Raw genomic sequence first — 17803 nt, forward strand, 5'->3', positions numbered from 1 at the left:
GCGCCTTGAGATGAACGCCGCCATCCTGAACTCGTCGCTCATCGGCGAATCCCCCGACGCGAAGGATTTCCTCCTCTCGGTGGAGGCCCTCACCGTCTCCTTCGACGGCTTCAAGGCGGTGAACGACGTGTCGTTCTACGTCGATCCCAACGAGATCCGCGTCATCATCGGCCCCAACGGCGCCGGCAAGACCACGGTGCTCGACCTGATCTGTGGGCGGACCAAGGCCAGTGCCGGCTCGATCAAGTTCAAGGGCCAGGAACTCACGAAGATCTCGGAGAGCGCCATCGTCCAGGCTGGCGTCGGCCGCAAATTCCAGACGCCGTCGATCTACGACGACCTCACGGTGTTCGAGAATTTGGAGATCTCTTTCCCCCGCGGGCGCACGGTCTGGGGCGCGCTGACCTTCAAGCGCGATGCCGAGGTCCGCGACCGCATCCACGAAGTCGCGACCATGATCTTCCTGAAGGATCAGCTCAAGGAGCGGGCCGAGTTCCTCAGCCATGGCCAGAAGCAATGGCTCGAGATCGGCATGCTGCTGATCCAGGACCCCGAACTCCTGATGCTCGACGAGCCGGTGGCCGGCATGAGCGTCGGCGAGCGCATCAAGACCGCCGAACTCCTCAACCAGATCATCGTCGGCCGCTCGGTGCTGGTGATCGAGCACGACATGAAGTTCGTCGAGGACATCGCCCACCGGGTCACCGTGCTGCACCAGGGCAAGGTGCTTTCCGAAGGCTCGATGGAGCGGGTGAAGAACGACCCGAAGGTCATCGAAGTCTATCTCGGCCACTGAACAGGACCGGCGCCATGCTTCAGACCAGTTCCGCCCCGGCCACGCTCCCGCCGATGCCCTCCCTAGGGGTTCAGCCGATGCTGGCGATCCGCGACCTCCACTCGGCCTATGGCCAGAGCGAGGTGCTGCACGGCCTCGACATCAGCATCGCCCCCGGCGAGATCGTCGCCGTGATGGGCCGCAACGGCATGGGCAAGACCACGCTGATGAAGACCCTGATGGGGATCGTCCCGGTGAAGTCCGGCACCATCACCGTCGACGGTCGGGACATCACCGCCCTCAAGAGCCACCAGCGCGTGGCGGCCGGCCTCGCCTACGTGCCGCAGGGCCGGATGATCTTCTCAGCCATGACGGTGCAGGAGAACATCGAGACGGGCCTGACCGTCACCAAGGAGCGCAAGGTTCCGCAGGACCTCTACACGATGTTCCCGGTCCTGCTGGAGATGAAGGCAAGACGCGGCGGCAACCTCTCCGGCGGCCAGCAGCAGCAACTCGCCATCGCGCGGGCGCTGGCCAGCCGTCCGAAGGTGCTCCTCCTCGACGAGCCCACCGAAGGTATCCAGCCCTCGATCATCCGCGAGATGGGACGGACCCTGAAGAAGATCCGCGACGAGCGCGGCCTCTCCATCGTCGTCTCGGAGCAGGTGCTGAGCTTCGCCCTCGACGTCGCCGACCGGGTGCTGGTCATCGAGAACGGCAACATCGTCCACGAGGCGATGCGGGCCGACATCGACGAGGCGCAGGTCGCCCGCTTTCTCTCGGTCTGAAGAAAGGGCGCTGTTTCCCCTCCCCCTTGCGGGGAGGGGTAGGGGTGGGGGTGGTGCCGAAGGCACCGTGAAGCTCGATCCTACAGCACCCCCACCTCCGGCTCCTCCCCACAAGGGGGAGGAGAGCGCGTTCCGGCACGCGCGGAACTCAAGGCTTTCACGAGAGCGGCCGGGCAACGCCGGATACGCGATGCGAGCGGCCGTCCACTTTCTGGAGGAGCGCAAAATATGGCTGAGACCCTGATCAAGGTCGACCTGACGCAGTCGGCCTACGACAACGACATGGTCCACAATCGCTGGCACCCGGACATTCCGATGGTGGCCATGGTCAAGCCCGGCGACGACTTCATCGTCGAGACCTACGACTGGACCGGCGGCTTTATCAAGAACAACGATTCCGCCGACGACGTGCGCGACATCGACCTGTCCATCGTCCACTTCCTGTCCGGCCCCATCGGCGTCGAGGGCGCGGAGCCCGGCGATCTCCTGGTGGTCGATCTCCTCGATATCGGCGCCAAGCCCGAGAGCCAGTGGGGCTTCAACGGCTTCTTCTCCAAGAAGAACGGCGGCGGCTTCCTCGACGAACACTTCCCCCAGGCCCAGAAGTCGATCTGGGACTTCGAGGGCATGTTCACCAAATCGCGCCACATCCCCGGCGTGCGCTTCCCCGGCCTGATCCATCCCGGCCTGATCGGCTGCCTGCCCGATCCGAAGATGCTGGAGACTTGGAACACCCGCGAGAAGGCGCTTTACGACACCAATCCCGGCCGAGTGCCGGCGCTCGCCACGCTGCCCTTCGGTCCCACCGCCCATATGGGCCGGCTCAAGGGTGAGGCGAAGGACAAGGCCGCGGCGGAAGGCGCCCGCACGGTGCCGGGCCGTGAGCATGGCGGCAATTGCGACATCAAGGACCTGTCGCGCGGCTCGAAGATCTACTTCCCCGTCTACGTTCCGGGCGCCGGCCTCTCCATGGGCGACCTGCATTTCAGCCAGGGCGACGGCGAGATCACCTTCTGCGGCGCCATCGAAATGGCGGGCTGGGTCCATCTCAAGGTGAGTCTCATCAAGGACGGCATGTCGAAATACGGGATCAAGAACCCGATCTTCAAGCCGTCGCCGGTGACGCCCAAATTCGACGACCACTTGATCTTCGAGGGCGTCTCCGTCGATGAATACGGCAAGCAGCATTACCTCGACGTCACGGTGGCCTACCGGCAGGCCTGCCTCAACGCCATCGAATACCTGAAGAAGTTCGGCTATTCGGGCGCCCAGGCCTACTCGATCCTCGGCACCGCCCCGGTCCAAGGCCACATCTCCGGCGTCGTCGACATCCCGAACGCCTGCGCCACGCTCTGGATTCCGACGAAAATCTTCGACTTCGACATCAATCCGGGTGCGGACGGGCCGATCAAGCATATCGACGGCTCGATCCAGATGCCGCTCTCGCCGGATCTTTGAGAGGCAGTTCTGTCCTTGAGTAAAGGCGCGTCCCCCTCCCCCCTGTGGGGAGGGGCTAGGGGTGGGGGTGGCTCCGCTGGCCTCCGCCAGTGGGAGGGTCACCCAACCACCCCCACCCTCGATCCCTCCCCACAAGGGGAGGGAAGGCGCGCGATGCATGAGACCGACAGCCCTTGAGGGGGAAGTACGTCGCCCCCGTCGCCTCGCCTATTGTCGATCCTTCGAGAGGCCCCCATGCCCGTCTACGATTACGCCTGCGACGCCTGCGGGCCCTTCACGGTGCTGCGCCCCATGGCGCAGTTCAAGGACCCGCATGACTGCCCCGATTGCGGGTCGTCCTGCAGCCGCGCCTTTCTCACCGCACCGAACCTCGCCTCCATGGATGCGGGCCGGCGCAAGGCGCATGCGGTCAATGAGCGGAGCGCCCACGCGCCCCGCAAGTCGTCCGGGCATGGGGTCGGCTGCGGCTGCTGCTCGGGGACTTCGAAGACCAAGCAACCCGCGGCCGCGAAGAGCTTCCCCAACGCGCGACCGTGGATGATCAGCCACTGACGGCTGGGCGCCCATTCCTCTCCCCGTCGGGCGGGGAGAGGCAACGCACACACCAGGAGAACCCCACCGATGATGCACGGCGACATTTCCTCGAGCAACGACAGCGTCGGCGTCGCGGTCGTCAACTACAAGATGCCGCGTCTCCACTCGAAGGCAGAGGTGCTGGAGAACGCGCGGAAGATCGCCGACATGGTGGTGGGCATGAAGTCCGGCCTGCCCGGCATGGACCTCGTGATCTTCCCCGAATATTCGACCCACGGGATCATGTATGACGGCAAGGAAATGTACGAGACCGCCTCCGCCGTGCCCGGCGAGGAGACGGCGATCTTCGCCGAGGCCTGCCGGAAGGCGGGGGTCTGGGGCGTGTTCTCGCTGACCGGCGAGCGCCACGAGGAGCATCCGAACAAGGCGCCCTACAACACCCTCATCCTGATGAACGATCAGGGCGAGATCGTGCAGAGATACCGCAAGATCATGCCCTGGACTCCGATCGAGGGCTGGTATCCGGGCGATTGCACCTATGTCTCGGACGGGCCGAAGGGCCTCAAGATCAGCCTCATCATCTGCGACGACGGCAATTACCCCGAGATCTGGCGCGACTGCGCCATGCGGGGCGCCGAACTCATTATCCGCTGCCAGGGCTACATGTATCCGGCCAAGGAGCAGCAGATCCTGATGTCGAAGGCGATGGCTTTCGCCAACAACACCTATGTCGCCGTGGCCAATGCGGCCGGCTTCGACGGCGTCTATAGCTATTTCGGCCATTCGGCGATCATCGGCTTCGACGGCCGGACGCTCGGCGAATGCGGCACCGAGGAGATGGGCGTGCAATATGCCGCCCTCTCGAAGTTCCTCATCCGCGATGCCCGCGCCAACATGCAGTCGGAGAACCACCTCTTCAAGCTGCTGCATCGCGGCTATACGGGCATGATCAACTCGAAAGAAAACGAGCCCGGCAAGGCCGATTGTCCCTACGACTTCTATCGTCGCTGGATCGAGGACCCGGCCGGTACCCGCGAGGCGGTCCGCGCCATCACCCGCCCCGATCTCGGCACGCCGGAATGCCCGATCGAGGGCATCCCCAACGCCGCCAAGTAGGGTTCGCCAAAAGTCTGTTTGCAGTGCTTGTCCAAGGCTTTACCTCATCCTGAGGTGCCGCGTAGCGGCCTCGAAGGAGGGCTCCAGGGATCGCGCGATAACTGGAGGTCTCCTTCGAGGCCCGCTGACGCGGGCGCCTCAGGATGAGGTGGTCTGCTGGGGTGATCGACTTTGGCAGATGATCGACTCTGGCATGAGCGTCCGCCGGGAAATTCGATCGAGCAGACTCTAAACCAAGTCTCGATGAGCCCGATCCATGCGTCGCGCTGATCGAGACTTGGTTCAAGTAGATCAATGGAAACGGACCGGCGGCGCTGTCTCTATGGGGACGTCGATGCGGCAGCGCAGGCCTTCGGCTTGGAAATCGAGCTCGACCGAGCCCGCGAGTTCGCGCGCGATGCCGCCGGTGATGAGCCGGGTGCCGAAGCCGCGGCGCTTCGGCTGCAACACAGCCGGGCCGCCGCGCTCCCGCCACTCGATCTCCAGGCGGCGACCGCCCATGCCGTCCTCGACGACGCGCCAGATCACCGACAGGCGGCCCTGCGTCCCCGAGAGGGCACCGTACTTCGCCGCGTTGGTGGTGAGTTCGTGGGCGGTCATCCCCAGGGCCAGCACGTAGCGCGGCGGCAGGTCGATATCGGGGCCGACGAGTTCCATGTGGTCTGCCGAGCTACGGTAGGGGCTGAGCTCGTTCTCGAGCACGGCGCGGAGCGGCGCGCCGGTCCAGTCGTCGCGGGTCAGGAGATCGTGGGTCTTCGACAAAGCGAGGATACGGCCCTCCAGCTGCGCCGCCTGCTCCTCGCCGCCGCGCGATTGCCGGGCGAGGGACTGGACCGTGGCGAGGGTGTTCTTCACCCGGTGATTCAGCTCGTGCATCATCGTCACCTGCTGCTCCTGCAGGCTGCGCGTGCGTTCGAGTTCGGCCCGCAGGCCGTCCTCGTGCTTCTCCAGCCCAGCGGCCATGGCGTCGAAGGCCTGGCCGAGCTGGCCGAATTCAGAGCGGCCCGTCAGGCCCGACCGGGCGAAGAGCTGGCCCGAACGCCAGGCGCGGGACGCCTTCAACAGCCGCCGCACCGGCTTGCGGATGAAGACGCGACCGCCGATCAGGGCTGCCACGATGGCAACCAGCGTCCCGAGGAAGATCAGGATCACCCCACGCCGGGTCGCCGCGTCGATATCGGCGAAGGCGGTGTCGCGGGCGAGGCCCACGGCGACGGTCATCCCGTCGAGGGCGCCGCCGGGATGGACCACGCCGGTGATGCGGCGCACGCCATCGAGACCGGGCATCTCCCCAACGCTGCCTTCGGAATCCGCCTTGCTCAGGTCGGACGCGAAGGCCGCCGGCAGCGCCTTGCCAACCCAGGAGCCGAGGTCGGGATTCTGGACGATGATCGTGCCGCTCCGGTCGGCCACCGTGACGGCGGCGTCCTTCGGCAGGCCGGCACGGGCCAGGCGGTCACCGAGCCAAGCGGGATCGAAGCCGAAGATGAGCAGGCCGGAGGATTTGGCGTCGGAATCCCGGATCGGATAGGCGAACTGGATGGTGGGAACCCCGCTGCCGCGACCGACCACGTATTCACCGATCACTGGCACGCCCGAGCGCATCGCCTTCTGGAAATAGGTCCGATCGGCGATGGAATAGGCGCCCTGCTCCATTCCCAGGCTGTTGCAGACGAGCTGCCCCTTCGCATCCGCGACGATGAGGATCGTGGCACCCGACAGCTTGCGGATGATGGAGCGCAGGAAACTGGTGCACCCCGCCGCTTCCTGGTCGCGGATGAACGGAGCCTCCGCGAGGATGTCGAGGAGCTGGCGCATGCCGCCGGCGAATTGGGTGAGATCCTCAGAGACCGCGTGAGCATTGCGCAGGGCCGAGGCCGTCACTGCATCCTCGCGAGCGCTGCGCAGGGCGTGCTCGTTGAAGCTCTGGACCGCGATGGCAGGGACCAGGGCGAGCACGACCAGCGCGACGATACGGGATGTGAGCGTCATGACGGGAGGTCGGCCATGGGGAACGTTTCAGCCAGACGGAACCGGTTCAGCCGACCGAATCAGCTTGGCCATATTCTGTATGCCTGACTTGCCGGGGCGGTCGTATCGGTAATTTGGCACGGCGACGGGATTTCTCCGCGACGGTGAACGCTCAATCGTCCCCGTTGAGGCTGGACCGGCGCTCCGCCTGCGGCCACAACCGCGTCAGCATGAAAGCCCCGAGCGTGACAGCACCGAGGAAGACCGCATGAGCGACCGCATCACTCTCAAGGCCGGCGACGGTACCGTAGCGGTGATCTCGTTGTCCGGTGCCGAGCCCGTCTCCTGGCAGGTGGGCGGCCGGGAGTATCTCTGGAACGGCGATCCGGCGCATTGGAACCGGCACGCGCCCTGGCTTTTCCCGGTGGTGGGCGCCTCGTCCGGCGGCGTGGTCCGGGTGGACGGCACGGCCTATCCGATGGGCCAGCACGGCTTTGCCCGCGACCTGCCCTTCGCCATCGTTTCGCAGAGCGACGACACCGTCACCCTGCGCCTCACCGAGAGCGAGGCGACGCGCGCCCACTACCCCTATCCGTTCCAACTCGATATCACCACGCGGGTCGGCCCGGCCCATCTCGATTTCGAGATCTGGATCGAGAATACCGGCGGGACGAACCTGCCCTACGCGCTGGGCTTTCATCCGGCCTTTCCCTGGCCCTTCGCCGGCGGCGAGCGCAAGGCGGGCGGCGGCTACGCGGTGGAGTTCGAGCATCCCGAACGGGCGATGGCGCCCGAAGTTGGGGATGGCGGCCTGCTCCTGCGCCAGGAACGCCCGTTTCCCCTCGACGGGCGGATACTCCCCCTCGATCCCGACCTATTCGCCGAGGCCATCGTCCTGCGCGATGCGGCGAGCGCGCGGATGCGCTTCACCGCGCCCGACGGCAGCGCCATCCGCATGAACGTCTCGGATTTCCCGCATCTCGCCATCTGGACGAAGCCGACGGCACCGTTCCTGTCCCTGGAATGCTGGACCGGTTACGCCGACTGGGCCGGGTTCGAGGGCGAGCTGACCCGCCGGGATTCGCAGCGCCTCATCGCCCCCGGCCAGCGTGCCCGCCACGGCGTCAGCCTCACCCTGGAAGGTCCGCGCTCATGATCCGCCCCGTCGACGAGACCGGCTTCGCGGCCGAAGCCTGGGCACGGAACGGAGAGGCCTACGAAGCCATCCGGACGATGCCGTTCAATGCCGAACTCGCCTCCGGCACCCTCGGCGAGGCCCGCTTTCGCCACTACATCCTGCAGGACGCGCATTACCTCATTGGCTTCGGTCGGGCGCTGGCTCTGGCGGCGGCGAAGTCGCCGGAGCCCGAGGGCATCGTGCAATTCGCCAAGGCCGCCGAGACGGCCATCGTGGTCGAGCGCTCGCTCCATGGCGGGTTCTTCCGGGATTACGGCATCTCGGCCGAGACCTTCGCCGCCACGCCGCTGTCGCCCCCTTGCGACCACTACGTCTCCTATCTCCTCGCCACGGCCTATGCCGAACCCTACGAGGTGTTGGTCGCGGCCCTGCTGCCGTGCTTCTGGATCTATGCCGAGATCGGCTCCGACATCCTGTCGCGGGCGGGCGCCGGCAATCCCTACGCCGCCTGGATCGACACCTACGCGGGCGAGGAATTCGGCACCGCCGTCGCCGAGATGATCGCGGCCACGGATGCCGCCGCGCGGGATGTCTCGTCCTCGCTGCGAGAACGGATGCACCGCGCCTTCACCCGTGCGACCCAGCTCGAATGGATGTTCTGGGACGGGGCCTACCGCGAGGCGGCCTGGCCGGTCTGACCGTCGGGACGCCCGACCCCGGAACACGGAGGCGGAACCCGCACCGGCTTTTGCGCGCCCGGCTTGACGATGCGGACGATGCCGTCGCGTAGGGAGAGCATGTGGCCGCGCTCCACATCGGTCCAACACTCGTCGCGGGTGAGCGCCTTGGTGGCAATGACGGTCACCACGTCGTCGGTCCGCGTCTCCTGCGCGAAATCCACGTGCCAATCCTCGTCGATCAGGGTCGCGGTACCGAAGGGCGCGCAGCGGGTGAGGTAGCACAGGCGCTTGCCGCAATGGGCATAGAGCGTCCGGCTGTCGCTGAGCAGCATGTTGAACACGCCGAGCCCGTGCAGCTCGGCGCAGAGTTCAGCGACGGCAGTGTCGAGCCGCGCCGGGCTCGGCAGGCTCGGATAGCGGGCCTGCAGCCTGTCGAGCATCCAGCAGAAGGCGTATTCGCTGTCGGTGGAGCCAACCGGCTTGAACCAGGTCAGCGGCCACCTCTTCACGCCCTTGAGCTGGCCGTTATGGGCGAAGGTCCAGCGCCGTCCCCAGAGCTCGCGGCTGAACGGATGGGTGTTCTCCAGCCCGACCCGCCCGCGATTGGCCTTGCGCACATGCGCGATGACGATCCGGCTCTTGATCGCGTAGTCGCGCAGGAGCTTGGCCAAAACCGAGCGCGCGCTCGGCTCGGGCTCGTGGAAGGCGCGCGCCCCCCGCCCCTCGTAGAAGGTGATGCCCCATCCATCGGCGTGAGGCCCGGTCTCCCCGCCGCGCCGGGCGAGGCCCGCGAAGGAGAAACGGATGTCGGTGGGCACGTTCGCGCTCATGCCGAGCAATTCGCACATGGAAAATCTTGCAGCTTCTGGCGATGCGCTTGCGACGAGAAAGCGGATTATGGGGGAGCGGGCGTCGGGAATGCCGGGGAGACACAAACCTAGGAGTGTTTGACACGCTCGACAACCGCGGAGGCGCATGTGCCGGGCGACACGACGAGATTCCTCCCCCGTCGACTCGCGCCTTCCCTGCCCGGCGGCGATCCTCTAAGCCGACCTCGGATGATGGACCGTACCCGGCGCGGGCCGCCGGAGGGAAACGTCGATGGATCGTGATCCGATCGCCTTCGCCTGGAAGTCGGCGCGGACACTCCAGGTTTCCGCCATCGCCCTGACATTGGGGATCGGCCTTCCCCTCGCTTTGTTCGCCCTGCTCTGCCTGCGCGATCTCGTGAGCGTCCTGGTCCAGGCACCGGCGCAGACCGTCCCCTTCCTCCGGATCGCCATGGAACGGCCCTGGAACGCGGCCGGTGAGCCGGCCCTGGTGGCCGTCTCCGGCTGGCCCCTTCCGCCCGTTGACGTGATCCTGTGGGCGCTGACCGGCCTCGCCGCCGTCGCCATGCTCGCGGCGGCCCTGGGCTGGATCGTGGCCCGCCTGTGCTTCTCCGCCCAGTCCCGGACGATCCGTCTCCTCAACGAACGGGTGACCACGGCGATCCTGCACGCCCCCACGGCCGCACGGGACGAGGCCCGTAGCCTGGCGCAGCATGTGGGCGCGATGCTGGCGCGGCTCGACACCCTGTTCGGCCTCGGCATCGTCGTCCCGGTCACCGCTCTGGCGACCATCATCCTGGCCCTCGCCATGGCCGGCCTCGCGGCCCCGAGGTTGGTGCCGACGGTGGCGGTGGGCCTTCTCGCCGCCGCCCTCGCCCGCCTCCTGATCCTCCGCCGCACCCGCAAGCGGACGATCCTGCGCCTCAGTTCCGGCGTCTCGGCGGAACGATTCCTCTCCGACCTCATCCGGCGGGTCCCGGCGGTGCGTGCCCATGGGGCCGAGGCGTTCGAGCGCGGCCGTCTCGCAGCCAGGGGGGCGGCGATCCGCGATGCCCTCGCGTCCGCCGAATCCTCCCTCGCCTTCGCGCGTGCGCCCTCCCTCGCCCTCGGCGTCCTGCTGCCCGCCATCATGCTGGCCGTGGCTCTGTGGCGCGGCGAGAGCGGCACGGCGCCTCCCGTGGCGCCGGGCGCCCTGGTGGCGGCCGGCGGTGGCTTCGCCCTCGCCGTCCTCGCCCTGGCGGTGACCCTGCGCCTGCGCTCGATCCATGAGGCCGTGGCGCCGGTCTTCCGAGATCTGGCGGCGACCCTCGTCTCCCTCGAAAGTCGCGGCGGCTACAGGCCCGGGCCATTCGCCGCCTTGCCGAAGGGCGGAACGCTCGCCGCGTCCGGGGTCGGCGTCTACGATCCCGCCAGCGGGGAGCGCCTCACCGGTGTCGACGTCACCGTGGCGATGCCGTCTCACCTCGCCATCGTGGGCGAACACGGCAGCGGCGCGCGGGCGCTGGCCGCCCTGCTGGCCGGCCAGCTCGAACCGACCGCGGGCTCGGTGACCTATGACGGGATCGACCTGCGCAGCCTCGATCCGGCCGAGCGGGCCAGCCACATCGCCCTGGCGGGCGCCGAGGCGATCCTGATCGAGGGCACGCTGGAGCAGAACATCCTCTACGGCGCGGCGCGCCAGGAGCGTCCCTCGGAGGCGGACCTCGTCGAGGTGCTGCGCCTGACCGGGCTCGACGCCTTCGTCTATGCGCGCGGCCTCGAAGGCACCGTGGATCCGGCGGCCGAGCCGGCCGTCGCGAAGTCGATCGTCGCCGCCCGCCACGCCGTGCGCGAGGCCCTGGTGGCGGACAAGGCGGCGCGGCTGGTGGAGCCGTTCGATCCCGCCCGCTACAACCATCAGGCGACGGTGGGCGAGAACATCCTGTTCGGCGAGGCCGTGGGCTCCGCCTTCTCCGGCAGCCATATCGCCGCCCATCCCTACCTGCGCGCCGTGCTGGAGGCCGAGGACCTGACCCGGCCCTTCACCGAGATCGGGCTGCAGGTGGCGCGCAGCACCATCGAGATCTTCGCCGACCTTCCGGACGATCACCCCCTCTTCGATGCGTTCTCGCTGTTCCCGGCGGCCGAGCGCGGATTCTTCGAGGATCTCGTCAGCCGTCAGCCGGAGGCGAAGGGCTGGCGCCGGGGACCGGCGGGCCAGCGCGACCGCAAGCGCCTGATCGGGCTGGCGCTCCGCTACAGCGAGACCCGGCACCGGTTCGGCCTGATCGACGGCGCCTTCGAGGACCGCATCGTCGCCGCGCGCCATTCCTTCGCCCGGCTGATGCCGCAGAGCCTGCGCGCGAGCGTCGAGTTCTACGATCCCACCCGGCTGAATCCCGCCGCCAGCCTCGAGGAAAACCTGCTGTTCGGCCGGATCAACGGCGAGGAGGCGGGGGCCGAACAGCGCGTCCGGGCGCTGGTGCGCCGCGTCCTCGTCCAGCAGCACCTCGAATCCGCCGTCTACCGGCTCGGCCTCGCCAGCCGCGTGGAGCCGGGCATGGGCGGCGGCGGGTCGAGCCTCGGGGAGAACGCCATCGGCTCGCGCGAGCGCATCGGCATCGACCTCGCCCGCTGCCTCGTGCGGAAGCCCGACATCGTGGTCGTCGCCATCGCCCTCGACGACGGCAAGGCCGCCGAGATCCGGGAGCGCCTCGCCAGCCTGCGCGCGGCGAGGGCCGGTCGCGGCCTCATCGTCTGCCTGCCGAGCGCCGACACCCTCGACGCGAACGATCCCTTCGGCGCAGTGCTGCATGTGGAGCGCAACACGGTGCTGGCCGCCTGACACGGCGGTGGCATAGCAACGGACTACGCCCCCTCCCCTATTGCCGCCCCATTGAGATCGGATAAGCAGGACTTCGTGCACCCTGTTGCACGGCGCCGGCGATCGGTCGGCGCATCCCTCTCCAGGGCCGGGCATGGTCGTTCTACCCTCGCCAGTCGTACAGCGCCGCGCCGTCGCCTGGCTTCTCCTGTTAGCCCTAGCGCTCGCCGTGCCCAGCCTCGCACGGGCGCAATCGGCCAAGGCCACGGCTCCGATCCCGGCGGCGACCCTCGCGCTGATGAGCCAGAAGGGCACCAGCGCCTCGGCGCCGGTCCTGTTCAGGGCCTACAAGAAGGAATCCGAGATCGAAGTCTGGAAGAAGGCCGCCAGCGGGCGCTTCGTCCATATCAAGACCTTCCCGATCTGCCGCTGGTCGGGCCAGCTCGGCCCCAAGCGCAAGACCGGCGACCGCCAGACGCCGGAAGGGTTCTACTCGGTGCCCCCGCGCCAGATGAACCCGAATTCGAGCTACTACCTCTCCTTCGATGTCGGCTACCCCAACGCCTATGACCGCGCGCAGGGCTCCACCGGCTCGGCCGTGATGGTCCACGGCGTCTGCTCGTCCATGGGGTGTTTCGCCATGACCGATCAGGTGGTCGGCGAGATCTACGCCATCGCCCGCGACGCCTTCGCCGGCGGTCAGGCGGCGTTCCAATTCCAGTCCTACCCGTTCCGGATGAGCGCGGCGAACATGGCCCGCTACCGGACGGACCCGAACATCGCCTTCTGGCGCCAGCTCAAGGAAGGCTCGGACCGGTTCGAGGCGACGGGCGAGGAGCCCAACGTCACCGTCACCGCCGGCCGCTACGCTTTCCTCCCCTACAAGGACCCTGCCCTCGAATCCCTGGTGACGGCGCGCCGTGTGCAGGAGGAGGCGCGCATCGCCAGCCTCGTGGAGGACGGGAGTGCGGCCGTGCGCACCACCTATTCGGACGGAGCGCAGCATCCGTTCTGGGCCGCCCTCTCCGCCAAGGGCGTCTCCCTCGGCGATGTCAGCCGGCCCGAGGCCCTCGCCTATGCCGGCCAGGACGTGATCGTGATCCCGGCCCAGCGCCGCCCGGTCCTCGTCGCCGAGGCGGTCTGGTCGCGCTGGATGGTGGCAGCCTCGGTTCCCGCGCTCCTGCGGGTGCGCGGGTTCGAGCCGGCCTACGAGCAGGCGCCGCCGCGCTTCGCCGCTCTCGTCGTGCGCTACGATCAGACCCTGCCGGCGATGCTCTCGGCCTCTCTCACCGGACAGATGCCGGCCCCGACCCCGCCGGCCATCATCGAGACCCTGGCGCAGCGTTGACACATACGGATGAGCGGGTTCCCCTCTCCCCGCGCGCGGGGAGAGGGTCACAGGCACCTCGTCGTGCCTGTGACGAGCGGAGCGAGGGTGAGGGGGCAGCTCCGAGTGAGCCTCACCCGGACGAGCCCCCTCACTTTCGGCTACCGCCTCGACGCGCTCCCCAACGAGGGGGAGACGCGCCCCTCTCCCCGCAGGCGGGGCGAGGGGATGCTCACGCAGGGACCGCACGACGCGCGACAAGCCTTTGCCCTCGTCCTTCAGCGACCAGCAGATTCAGCCGAACCGATCGACCGGAGCCCCCTTACGGCCCCGCGCTCGACAGGCGCGCGGGCGGCGTCCCGCGCAGGGCGGTACTGACGGGGACGAGGCGGATGCCACGGGCTTCGAGGTCGCGCGACCAGCGGGCGATCCGCTCGATCGTCAAGGGCATCGCCCCGGCCGAGGCCAGCGCGAACCCGTTGGCCTTGGCCTGGGCTTCGAGCCGGGCGAGTTCGCGGTCGATCGCCTCGGCCTGGGGCAGGGCGTCGAGGACGATCTCGGTGCGGGCGACGGGAATTTTCAGCTTCCCGCCGAGAGACGTCGCCAGGGAGCGCGACGAGGTGCCGTCATCCACGAAACCGAGCCCCCTGGCGCCGATCTCGCGCAGCACCGGTTCGAAGGCGGCCGCATCGCCCTCGAGCTTGGCTCCCATGAAGTTCACGAGGCCGACATAGCCTCCGAACCGGCTCATCACCCAGGACAGCCGGTCGAGATTTTCCGGCGGTCGCGAACTCGTCAGCATGGTCTGCGGGCCGGGATCGCTGTCGGGATAGTCGAACGGCTCCATCGGCGCCTGGACCAGGATCTCGTGGCCGAAATCGCGGGCGCGGGCGACGCTGCGTTCGAGGTCGCCGCCATAGGGCGAGAAGGCGAGGCTGATCGCGGGCGGCAGCTTGGCGATGGCGCCCGCCGTGGCGGCCTGCCCGACGCCGAGGCCGGTGACGAGAATGGCGATGCGTGCGCCCGGCGCCCCCGCACTGGAATCGGGGCGGGCATAGACGTCGAGGGGCCGGCGGCGGCCGTCGCCGATCTTCGGCACGTTGCCGTGACGGCCCCGTTCCATCAGCCGGGGATCGGGACCGGCGAGGCGCACGGGTTCGCTGTCGGGCACGCGGATGATCACTGCCTCGGTGGGAGCCGCCGTGCCGGCGGGCCGCACCACCTGGACGCCCGATGCCGTCTCGACCTCGCCGGCCGAGCGCGGAGCCGATGTCGGGGGCTCGGGGGCCTTCGCCACGGGGGGAGGAGCGGCGGGTTCGCGCAGGCTGATCGTCGCGACGGCGGACGGCTCGCCGCCCTGGGGATCGCCAAACATCGCCAAGAGGGTGAGGCCCACGGCGAGGCCTGCCCCCCCCATGGCGACCACGGCCGCCGGGCTCATCCGGGGCATCGAGACGCCGCGCAACCGCTGGCCGAGCGTGCGGGACGCCGCAGCACTCTTAGTCCCCAGCGGACGGGTCAGGATGTCATCGGTGGCCACGGTCAGCCGTTTCCCTGAAGGCTCGCGACCGACGGATGCTGGGCGCGCACGATGTGAGAAACGAAGCGGCCCGCAGAGTCGGTTCTCACCGACATTGCGGGCCGCGCTGGTTAACGTTTGTTTAAATTCGGCGACACGAGTCGCGTTTCAGGACGGTGCAGGGATCGTCAGTTCGGAACGGCGGCCTTCGGCGTGTTGGCTGCGCCCTTCTGGATACCGCGGATGAAGTCGACGGCCGCGATCAGCTGCTTGTCCTTGGCCGGGTCCGGCGGGACGTAAGCCGACGAACCGCCGCGCTCCTCGACATCCTTCTGCTTGAGGTGACCCTTCAGGCCGGCCTCGCCCTTGGTCTCGTCCTTGCCCTTCAGCTCGTCCGGGATCTCCTGCAGGACCTCCTGATCGGGCTCGATGCCCTTGGCCTGGATGGAGCGGCCCGACGGCGTGTAGTAGCGCGCCGTGGTCAGGCGCAGGGCGCCGCTGCCGCCCAGCGGGATGATCGACTGGACCGAGCCCTTGCCGAAGGAGCGCGTGCCGAGCACCGTGGCGCGCTTGTGATCCTGCAGGGCGCCGGCCACGATCTCCGAGGCCGAGGCCGAGCCGCCATTCACCAGGACGACGATGGGCTTGCCCTTGGTGAGGTCGCCGGACTTGGCCGAGAAGCGCTGTGTCTCGTCCGGGTTGCGGCCGCGGGTAGAGACGATCTCGCCCCGGTCGAGGAACGCGTCGGAGACCGACACGGCCTGATCGAGGAGGCCGCCCGGATTGTTGCGCAGGTCGAGTACGTAGCCCTTCAGCTTGTCCTGGCCCACTTCCGTGGAGAGCTTGTCGATGGCGTTGCGCAGGCCGTCATAGGTCTGCTCGGTGAACTGCGTCAGGCGAATGTAGCCGACATCGCCGCCCTCGGCCCGCGAGCGCACCGGCTTGATCTTGATGACATCGCGGTTGAGCACGACGTCGATGGGATCCTTGGACTCCTTGCGGGAGATCTTGAGCTTCACCGGCGAGTTCACCGGTCCGCGCATCTTGTCGACGGCCTGATTCAGGGTGAGGCCCTGGACCTGATCCTCGTCGATCTGCGTGATGATGTCGTTGGTGAGGATGCCGGCTTTGGAGGCGGGGGTGTCGTCGATGGGGCTGACCACCTTGATCAGGCCGTCCTCCATCGTGACCTCGATGCCGAGGCCGCCGAACTCGCCCTTGGTCTGCACCTGCATGTCACGGAAGCTCTTCGAGTCCATGTAGCTCGAATGCGGGTCCAGCGAGGTGAGCATGCCGTTGACGGCCGCCTCGATCAGCTTGGCCTCGTCGGGCTTCTCGACATAGTCGGTCCGCACCTTTTCGAACACGTCGCCGAACAGGCTGAGTTGGCGATAGGTCTCCGCGGAGGCCGCCACCGCGCTGGTCCCGGAGAGCAGATGCGTCTGGGTCGCGAGGAGGGAGGAACCGACGCCAAGAAACGCGCCGGCCAGGACTAGGGAAATCTTGCGCATTATCCGCGAACCTTCTCGCTGGGGCTCTTCGCCCACCACGGCTCCGGATCAATGGAGCCGCCGTCTTTCCTGAACTCGACGTATAGAACCGGCCCGTCACGGTCGCCCGGAGCGGCGCCCTGGCCGCCCTCACCCATGGCCGCCACCGGTTCCCCCGCAAGCACGAACTGTCCGACCTCGACGCTGATCTGATCCATACCGGCCAGCAGCAGATAGTAGCCATCGCCGGCATTGATGATCAAGAGTCGTCCATACGAGCGAAACTGCCCGGCGAACGACACCCACCCATCGGACGGAGACGAGACCACCGCCTTCGGGCGGGTCGCGAGCGATATGCCGCGGGTCGTTCCGCCATTGCCGTCGGGCTGGTTGAAGCCGCGCAAGGTCGCGCCGCTCACGGGCTTGGGCACCTCGCCGCGGGTGTCGACGAAGCGAATCTTGGGGGCGAGCCGCGCGGGATCGCGTGTGCCGGCCGCCGCGAAGCGCTCCTGGGTCGCGCGCGCCTCCCGCGTCTCGGCGGCGCGGGCCTCCTCCGCCGCCCGGCGGGCCGAGGCGACCTCGTTCTCCATCCGGTCGAGGAGCTCCTTCAGGCTTTTCGCCTGGACGCCGAGCTCGGCCGTGCGCGCGCGCTCGGTGACGAGCCCGCTCTCCACCTCGGCGAGGCGGGTGCGGCGCGCCGTGATGAGGGCGTTGATCCGCTGCTGCTCCCTGGCCCAGCCGGTGAGGTCGTTCTGCAGGCCCTCGCGGTCGGCGGCGATGAGCCCCTTCAGCCGCACCATCTCGGTGAGGTCGGCGGCCAGTGTCTCGGCCTCGCCGCGCAGTTCGGGCACCACGGCCCCGAGCAGCATCGAGGTGCGGATCACGGCGAGCACGTCCTCCGGCTGGACCAGGACGGCCGGGGGCGGCCTCCGGCCCATGCGCTGCAGGGCGGCGAGGATTTCGGCGATGACGCCCCGTCGCGCTTCAAGGGAACGGCGGATGCCGGATTCGCTGGCGGTGAGCGTCTTCAGGCGCTCCTCCAGCCGACTCATCCGGTCCTCCGTCGCCTGCGCCTGACGGGCGGCATCGAGGAGGGCGGCATTCAACTTGGCACGGTCTCCGGCGACCGAGGCGATCTCCGCTTCGAGCTTGGCCCGCGCGCCGGTGGAGGCGGCGAGTTGCTCCTCGATCCGCTTCAGATTCTCGGCGCGGCGGGCCTTCTCGTCGATGGCACGCTGGATCGCGTCGGCGGCGGCGGCATCCTGCAGTTTCGACGCGTCCTGCTGTTTCGAACTGTCCGGTTGTTTCAGGCTGTCCTGGGCATGGGCAGGACCGAGCGTCAGCACCGCCATCGCCGCACAGGCAGCGATGCGG

The 17803-nt window shown here is 68.2% G+C and carries 14 protein-coding genes; 9 read left to right on the plus strand and 5 right to left on the minus strand.

All coding sequences use genetic code 11. The features are described 5' to 3' along the window. The first annotated feature begins 10 nt into the window (after nucleotides 1–10). From urtD to ASF26_RS01740, 5 genes are all read left to right on the plus strand, one after another. Nucleotides 11–796 (plus strand): urea ABC transporter ATP-binding protein UrtD, encoded by a 786-nt coding sequence (gene urtD / locus ASF26_RS01720; RefSeq protein ID WP_056248637.1) that lies wholly within the window; start codon nucleotides 11–13, stop codon nucleotides 794–796. A 14-nt stretch (nucleotides 797–810) separates the two neighbouring features. After that, a complete protein-coding gene (gene urtE, locus ASF26_RS01725; RefSeq protein WP_056248641.1) occupies nucleotides 811–1563 on the plus strand; it encodes an urea ABC transporter ATP-binding subunit UrtE in 753 nt (250 codons plus the stop codon). A 228-nt stretch (nucleotides 1564–1791) separates the two neighbouring features. Further along, nucleotides 1792–3021 carry a formamidase gene (gene fmdA, locus ASF26_RS01730; RefSeq protein WP_056248644.1) on the plus strand — a complete coding sequence of 410 codons (1230 nt, stop codon included), beginning with the start codon at nucleotides 1792–1794 and terminating at the stop codon, nucleotides 3019–3021. Between the two features lie 234 nt (nucleotides 3022–3255). Beyond that, a complete protein-coding gene (locus ASF26_RS01735; protein ID WP_056248648.1) occupies nucleotides 3256–3573 on the plus strand; it encodes a zinc ribbon domain-containing protein in 318 nt (105 codons plus the stop codon). Between the two features lie 69 nt (nucleotides 3574–3642). Then, a complete protein-coding gene (locus ASF26_RS01740) occupies nucleotides 3643–4671 on the plus strand; it encodes an aliphatic amidase (protein WP_056248652.1) in 1029 nt (342 codons plus the stop codon). A gap of 291 nt (nucleotides 4672–4962) precedes the next feature. Here ASF26_RS01740 and ASF26_RS01745 read toward each other — a convergent pair whose 3' ends face one another. Continuing rightward, complete coding sequence (locus tag ASF26_RS01745) at nucleotides 4963–6663, minus strand: HWE histidine kinase domain-containing protein (RefSeq protein ID WP_056248656.1); 1701 nt, start codon at nucleotides 6661–6663, stop codon at nucleotides 4963–4965. Nucleotides 6664–6910: 247 nt separating this feature from the next. Between ASF26_RS01745 and ASF26_RS01750 the strand changes: the two genes are divergently transcribed. Then, nucleotides 6911–7798 (plus strand): aldose 1-epimerase family protein, encoded by an 888-nt coding sequence (locus ASF26_RS01750; protein WP_056248657.1) that lies wholly within the window; start codon nucleotides 6911–6913, stop codon nucleotides 7796–7798. Next, nucleotides 7795–8478, plus strand: a complete 684-nt coding sequence (locus tag ASF26_RS01755) for a TenA family protein (RefSeq protein ID WP_056248662.1) — start codon at nucleotides 7795–7797, stop codon at nucleotides 8476–8478. The genes ASF26_RS01750 and ASF26_RS01755 overlap by 4 nt, the downstream gene beginning before the upstream one ends. Here ASF26_RS01755 and ASF26_RS01760 read toward each other — a convergent pair. Next, entirely contained in the window at nucleotides 8451–9308 is an 858-nt protein-coding gene (locus tag ASF26_RS01760; protein ID WP_056248666.1) for a class II glutamine amidotransferase, read from the minus strand. The two genes, ASF26_RS01755 and ASF26_RS01760, sit on opposite strands and share 28 nt — an antisense overlap. Before the next feature lie 253 nt (nucleotides 9309–9561). Here ASF26_RS01760 and ASF26_RS01765 point away from each other — a divergent pair, with 253 nt between their 5' ends. Both ASF26_RS01765 and ASF26_RS01770 read left to right on the plus strand, forming a co-directional pair. Further along, the gene (locus ASF26_RS01765) at nucleotides 9562–12114 is read left to right on the plus strand and encodes an ABC transporter ATP-binding protein (protein ID WP_056248669.1); all 2553 of its coding nucleotides are present in this window, start codon (nucleotides 9562–9564) and stop codon (nucleotides 12112–12114) included. Between the two features lie 133 nt (nucleotides 12115–12247). Then, complete coding sequence (locus ASF26_RS01770) at nucleotides 12248–13441, plus strand: murein L,D-transpeptidase family protein (protein WP_056248672.1); 1194 nt, start codon at nucleotides 12248–12250, stop codon at nucleotides 13439–13441. Between the two features lie 301 nt (nucleotides 13442–13742). On the opposite strand, the gene ASF26_RS01780 is transcribed toward ASF26_RS01770, so the two are convergent. The 3 genes from ASF26_RS01780 to ASF26_RS01790 form a co-directional block, all read right to left on the minus strand. Further along, on the minus strand, nucleotides 13743–14966 hold the full coding sequence (locus tag ASF26_RS01780) for a divergent polysaccharide deacetylase family protein (RefSeq protein ID WP_056248678.1): 1224 nt from the start codon (nucleotides 14964–14966) through the stop codon (nucleotides 13743–13745). 161 nt (nucleotides 14967–15127) lie between these two features. Beyond that, a complete protein-coding gene (locus ASF26_RS01785; RefSeq protein WP_018041691.1) occupies nucleotides 15128–16450 on the minus strand; it encodes a S41 family peptidase in 1323 nt (440 codons plus the stop codon). After that, entirely contained in the window at nucleotides 16450–17781 is a 1332-nt protein-coding gene (locus ASF26_RS01790) for a peptidoglycan DD-metalloendopeptidase family protein (RefSeq protein WP_056248680.1), read from the minus strand. Before ASF26_RS01790 ends, ASF26_RS01785 begins: the two co-directional genes overlap by 1 nt. Nucleotides 17782–17803: the final 22 nt, after the last annotated feature.

The sequence above is a fragment of the Methylobacterium sp. Leaf93 genome, assembly GCF_001422345.1.
Classification (GTDB): domain Bacteria; phylum Pseudomonadota; class Alphaproteobacteria; order Rhizobiales; family Beijerinckiaceae; genus Methylobacterium; species Methylobacterium bullatum.

What these genes read in the sequence shown, in the direction of transcription:
- urtD (WP_056248637.1), top strand. Translation starts at nt 11, where the DNA reads ATGAACGCCGCCATCCTGAACTCGTCGCTCATCGGCGAATCCCCCGAC.
- urtE (WP_056248641.1), top strand. Translation starts at nt 811, where the DNA reads ATGCTTCAGACCAGTTCCGCCCCGGCCACGCTCCCGCCGATGCCCTCC.
- fmdA (WP_056248644.1), top strand. Translation starts at nt 1,792, where the DNA reads ATGGCTGAGACCCTGATCAAGGTCGACCTGACGCAGTCGGCCTACGAC.
- ASF26_RS01735 (WP_056248648.1), top strand. Translation starts at nt 3,256, where the DNA reads ATGCCCGTCTACGATTACGCCTGCGACGCCTGCGGGCCCTTCACGGTG.
- ASF26_RS01740 (WP_056248652.1), top strand. Translation starts at nt 3,643, where the DNA reads ATGATGCACGGCGACATTTCCTCGAGCAACGACAGCGTCGGCGTCGCG.
- ASF26_RS01745 (WP_056248656.1), bottom strand. Translation starts at nt 6,663, where the DNA reads ATGACGCTCACATCCCGTATCGTCGCGCTGGTCGTGCTCGCCCTGGTC.
- ASF26_RS01750 (WP_056248657.1), top strand. Translation starts at nt 6,911, where the DNA reads ATGAGCGACCGCATCACTCTCAAGGCCGGCGACGGTACCGTAGCGGTG.
- ASF26_RS01755 (WP_056248662.1), top strand. Translation starts at nt 7,795, where the DNA reads ATGATCCGCCCCGTCGACGAGACCGGCTTCGCGGCCGAAGCCTGGGCA.
- ASF26_RS01760 (WP_056248666.1), bottom strand. Translation starts at nt 9,308, where the DNA reads ATGTGCGAATTGCTCGGCATGAGCGCGAACGTGCCCACCGACATCCGT.
- ASF26_RS01765 (WP_056248669.1), top strand. Translation starts at nt 9,562, where the DNA reads ATGGATCGTGATCCGATCGCCTTCGCCTGGAAGTCGGCGCGGACACTC.
- ASF26_RS01770 (WP_056248672.1), top strand. Translation starts at nt 12,248, where the DNA reads ATGGTCGTTCTACCCTCGCCAGTCGTACAGCGCCGCGCCGTCGCCTGG.
- ASF26_RS01785 (WP_018041691.1), bottom strand. Translation starts at nt 16,450, where the DNA reads ATGCGCAAGATTTCCCTAGTCCTGGCCGGCGCGTTTCTTGGCGTCGGT.
- ASF26_RS01790 (WP_056248680.1), bottom strand. Translation starts at nt 17,781, where the DNA reads ATGGCGGTGCTGACGCTCGGTCCTGCCCATGCCCAGGACAGCCTGAAA.